Annotated in this window: 5 protein-coding genes and 1 pseudogene; all 6 read right to left on the reverse strand. The window is 36.4% G+C overall.

Annotation, left to right across the window (positions count from 1 at the left end):
• A pseudogene (locus V6E90_RS21365) lies at positions 1–1,266 on the reverse strand (VENN motif pre-toxin domain-containing protein); the annotation flags it as partial.
• 293 nt (positions 1,267–1,559) lie between these two features.
• The gene (locus V6E90_RS21375; RefSeq protein WP_004653210.1) at positions 1,560–1,964 is read right to left on the reverse strand and encodes a hypothetical protein; all 405 of its coding nucleotides are present in this window, start codon (positions 1,962–1,964) and stop codon (positions 1,560–1,562) included.
• Positions 1,961–2,893: a hypothetical protein gene (locus V6E90_RS21380; RefSeq protein ID WP_332606396.1), complete on the reverse strand. Its 933-nt coding sequence runs from the start codon at positions 2,891–2,893 to the stop codon at positions 1,961–1,963. The genes V6E90_RS21375 and V6E90_RS21380 overlap by 4 nt, the downstream gene beginning before the upstream one ends.
• A 46-nt stretch (positions 2,894–2,939) precedes the next feature.
• The gene (locus V6E90_RS21385; protein ID WP_065344260.1) at positions 2,940–3,275 is read right to left on the reverse strand and encodes a hypothetical protein; all 336 of its coding nucleotides are present in this window, start codon (positions 3,273–3,275) and stop codon (positions 2,940–2,942) included.
• On the reverse strand, positions 3,272–3,631 hold the full coding sequence (locus tag V6E90_RS21390) for a DNA/RNA non-specific endonuclease (RefSeq protein WP_332606397.1): 360 nt from the start codon (positions 3,629–3,631) through the stop codon (positions 3,272–3,274). Before V6E90_RS21390 ends, V6E90_RS21385 begins: the two co-directional genes overlap by 4 nt.
• Before the next feature lie 33 nt (positions 3,632–3,664).
• Positions 3,665–4,048 carry a DUF5376 family protein gene (locus V6E90_RS21395; RefSeq protein ID WP_332606398.1) on the reverse strand — a complete coding sequence of 128 codons (384 nt, stop codon included), beginning with the start codon at positions 4,046–4,048 and terminating at the stop codon, positions 3,665–3,667.
• Positions 4,049–4,316: the final 268 nt, after the last annotated feature.

A 4,316-nucleotide genomic window follows, 5' to 3' on the forward strand; every position in this document is an offset into this window, starting at 1 on the left:
CCTTACCTTTCTGATAGGCTGCTTGCTGTGCGACATCTAAGTCTTTATATTGCTGACGGCATTCCGCTCCCCAACAGGTTAAAGCATGTTTAATATCCTGTTTAACAGAGGTTTTATTATTCTCCACGGCATTCTGAGCAACCACACCAGAGATCTGCGCTTCAAATGCCGAATCTCCAACTGTTCCCCCAACCACTGCTCCAATGGCTGCAGTCAAATCTCGAATTTGTGTCTTCACATCTTCGGGTAACAGATTTGGTATAAATTCACCCTTCTCATTTTGATAAGCAGGATTATCCTTATACTGGTTTGCTAAATAGTCTGCTGCTGCTTCACTTGCAACCGCTGCACTGCCGCCTGCTGCTGGATTCCCACCATTCACATAAGCAAGCGTTGCGCCCAAGATTGCATGGGCTGCCATTTGAGCTGCTTTATTCTTGTCTTCACCATGTCCAAACTGCTGCCCGATTCCCTGTGCAACATAAGGTGCAAGTGTATTCGCTACAACCTGCATATCGGTTTGTCCACCCAATGCACCCGTCACTGCCATCGTGACCGCATTCACCGCTCGACTCTTATTACCGCCCATGCCCCAATCTTGATTGGATTGACTCGCTTTAGCATATTCAGGGGAATATTGACGTAAATATTCTTCCTGTTTAACTGGATCAAGATTTTGGTAGTATTCCAATGCCTCACTACTCTGTCCAATTTGTGACAGCACTTGTTGTTTATGCGCTGCTTTTTCAGCCTCTGCCTGTTTTTGCTGGTTTTGGTTATAAGTACGTGTTGCTGCCGCAATAGTCGAGGTCGCATCGGCTACTGTCTTTTGCTTGTCCAATATCTCTTGCAAGTTTGGCAGAGTCTCTACCGTACGGTGTGCAGTATTGGCATCATTATGGATACCCAACTCTGTCGTCGTGGTTTTTTTACCACCAATACTGATATTTCCTTCGCTTAATGTAGCTCGGGTTACACTGCTGTCCTTGTCCGACTCATGCTGTGGGAGACTTGGGCTAAAGCTGGTACTGTACGCCAATTCTCATTATTGGTTGGATTCGCAGCGTTACCATCTTTCGCAGAGCTTGTTCCACCAGATAAACTGACACTTTTCGCATCATACTGACTTTGGTTTTTAATATCGCTAAAGGTCAGGCTGTTGGCAGTCAGGTTATTGTTGTCTTTGCTTGCTGTTGAAACAATTGCACCACCTTTGAGATCTACTTGATCTGCTTTGACATGGTAACCACCATCTCCAGCAAACAAACCTGATTGCTCACTCACCGAAGCATGATAGACATTGATATTGGATTTACTAAAACTACCTGATGCAGAGGCTCCATATCCAACCGTAACCTGATCTTCTACATTCTGCTGTTTGCTCTTATAGCTTGCCTTGTTTTGCAAACTCTCGATATTCAGCTCTTTGGCATCGACTTGTACTTACTGCACACTAAAAATAAAATTTAGAGTGTTTAAAATAAAACCAACTTTTACTTTTATGTCGATGCAAAGAAATCATGTTGATTTCTCTGTATCAGGACTTATCTTAATAATAATTAATATTTTTTTGTAAAAAAAACCTCATTATCTTCAAGATTATCATCATCAATAAGAACAGGTATTGCAAATGAATTATTAAAAAACAAATAATCTCCATCGATATTTTCTATATAAACACCTCCATCCCACTTATTTTCACCAAATAATTTCTTTAATCTCTCCACCATCGTTTTTGGGCTTTGATCTTCAATTCTATAAAGATCAACAATGGTTTTAGCATCTCCATTTAGGTATCTATATGTACATAAACATTTAATTTTTTCATCAACATTCAAATACTCCCCATTGAAAAAATCATCCTGTTCAAATACTTTTATTTCAGAATTTTTTATATTAAAAACTTCATGGATAAAATTTTCAATTAAGGTTGTATCCAATTTTCTTTCGAAAAAAACACTCATTTTGAATTTTCCTTTAAAACTTTAAGTGCAGCACTTCTTGCCTGTGGTGTAATCTTCATACTCTTTAAAATAGTTTCAGCTGTATCAGTTCTACCAAATTTATTATAAACACCTAATGCATTATAAGCCCCTCTATCCAGCGCATGAACACCTGGTCCAGAATGAGGATACAATTGGCCGTTACTTTTTTCGGCATAAACCCTTCCGTTCGGAAGTTTATGTAGAAGATCACCTGAATTAGAGTCTCTACCAATATTTCTTGCACTCCCACTTTTAATCAGTTGAGTATCTTTATCCATATTTACTGACCGAGTTACTACAGTATTATTTTCTTTCGTTTGAGATCTTTGTGTAACAGATGAAGCATTATGCCTACTATTTGGTGCTCTGATATTATCTAAAGACTCATCTTGCCCATCATCAGGTTCAGGTGGCATACCTGTTGCGGAATTACCAGAAGTTGATGGTAATGGCTTTGGTGTAGACTTTTTGTCTTTATCCTCAGATTGCTCACTTAAGATTGCAACTCCTACTGCTCTTAATGCATTAACTGTCGCACTTACACAAGCTGGACTTTTTGCACATGCGCCTGCTGCCATTGCAAGCACCTCTCCAGCCCCGACAATAAGAGGATAATAGCTATCCGTTGCCTCAACTTTTTGGCTTTGTGAAAGCTCTATAATCAAGTTTCCAAATAGTAGTTGATCTTCTGGACTTAGTTTTTTATTTTCTTGCTCAATTTTATTTGCTATGGCATGTGCCTGCTTCGCCCCATCTATTGCCTGCCCTGTAGCTTCAAGTGCTTGTACAATATTACCAACTGTAATTCCAGCTTCTTGACGATTGGCATCAAACTTTTTGGTCACATCCATCTGTAGATTGATTTCTTTCTGAAGCTTGTCCTTATCAAAATTTAATAAAAAAAGCATGCCAATATGACATGCTTCTAAACTTATAAATTACCTATAAAAAACTTTATTTTTCATCATAGATGAACTTAGTATGAGCTCTACCATTTTCATCCACACTCAAAATAAACTCTTTCCAATCACCACCTGTATGAGATTTCATTACTTCATGTAATTCTCTAATTAAACTATCTACAACTCTCATTTCATTAATCCCAATACATCTATTTTCTGAGTTAATGGAATAAGATAGTTCCGCTCCTGTAGATGATGACCCGTCTTTGTGGCCATGATCATATTCAAAATTACAAACAACACTATCATATTCGCCATCGATACTATCAACCATAATATTCAATAGTTTATTCAAAATGTTTGTTTGCTTCTCTATAATATTACTCATTTAGGAGCTGCCTCATTTTTAAAGAATTTATTTTTAATTTTACCATTAATACTATACTCAATTTCAACCGAGTCAGGCCTAATATTAGCGGGATTTGATCTATCAAATTTTACTTTGACCATTCCAACTTGATCACCATCCTTTAATGCGCCACGTAACTCATTTTCCCACTTTTTATAAGCTGAGTTATTGAAATTACTATTTTGTGGAAATAAATTAAAATTATCACATGTCCCTCCTAAAGAACAGGCTTTGGCATGCCCAGCTACATCCCCCTCATCTCCTAATTTACCTAAATTTGTTTGGCGAATATCACGTTTACCTATATTACTAAAGTCAGGTTTAAAACCACCCACATAATCAAATGTTTTCTTATATTAATCAAAATTTTATAAATCATGTTTTTCTTGATAATTTTCAATAGGTTTTTTTTGTATAAAATCCAGCCAACACCTCGTTATTTTTAATAAATCTAACCTATTAACTTCATACTCTTTCTCTTCATCATAAAAACAATAAATTTTCACTATATTACCAAAAATTTCAGCCCCATAAGAGTTACTACTAATATCGGCATTAATAATTGATAAACTTTCCAATTTAAAAACATTTTCTTCTAGTAAATCAATATATGACTCCAATGATGAACCACCGTTATCAATCAAATAGGAAGCAACAACTTCCTCCTCCTCTCCTCCGAAACCATCAGATTTTATTGTAGTAATTAAATCTAATAATTCAGGGTATTTTATATAATAAAACATTAAACTCATATTAAACCTCATTTACCATATAACGGATAAACAGTTGTATTGGGCTGCGTGTAACCTTCAACAGCAACTCCTGATGGAGTTCGTCCATACCACATACCTTTTTCTGCATTTTGAGGATCTGGATGCTGAATCCTACTTTTATATGTACCTCCAACGAAAAAGGTATCTACACTTAGATACCTTTCAACTTTTTAATCTATCAAAATTATTTTATTCACAAAAACTTTAATCTCAGATCAAATTTACTCCATAATTCTTTTTCTATTTC

Origin of the sequence: Acinetobacter sp. ESBL14, from assembly GCF_036668815.1 — a bacterium.
In the GTDB taxonomy this organism is placed as follows: domain Bacteria; phylum Pseudomonadota; class Gammaproteobacteria; order Pseudomonadales; family Moraxellaceae; genus Acinetobacter; species Acinetobacter gyllenbergii.

Bases quoted from the DNA above. Each gene is read 5' to 3' on its own strand.
- V6E90_RS21385 (WP_065344260.1), bottom strand. From the start codon at position 3,275: ATGAGTAATATTATAGAGAAGCAAACAAACATTTTGAATAAACTATTG.
- V6E90_RS21380 (WP_332606396.1), bottom strand. From the start codon at position 2,893: ATGCTTTTTTTATTAAATTTTGATAAGGACAAGCTTCAGAAAGAAATC.
- V6E90_RS21395 (WP_332606398.1), bottom strand. From the start codon at position 4,048: ATGAGTTTAATGTTTTATTATATAAAATACCCTGAATTATTAGATTTA.
- V6E90_RS21375 (WP_004653210.1), bottom strand. From the start codon at position 1,964: ATGAGTGTTTTTTTCGAAAGAAAATTGGATACAACCTTAATTGAAAAT.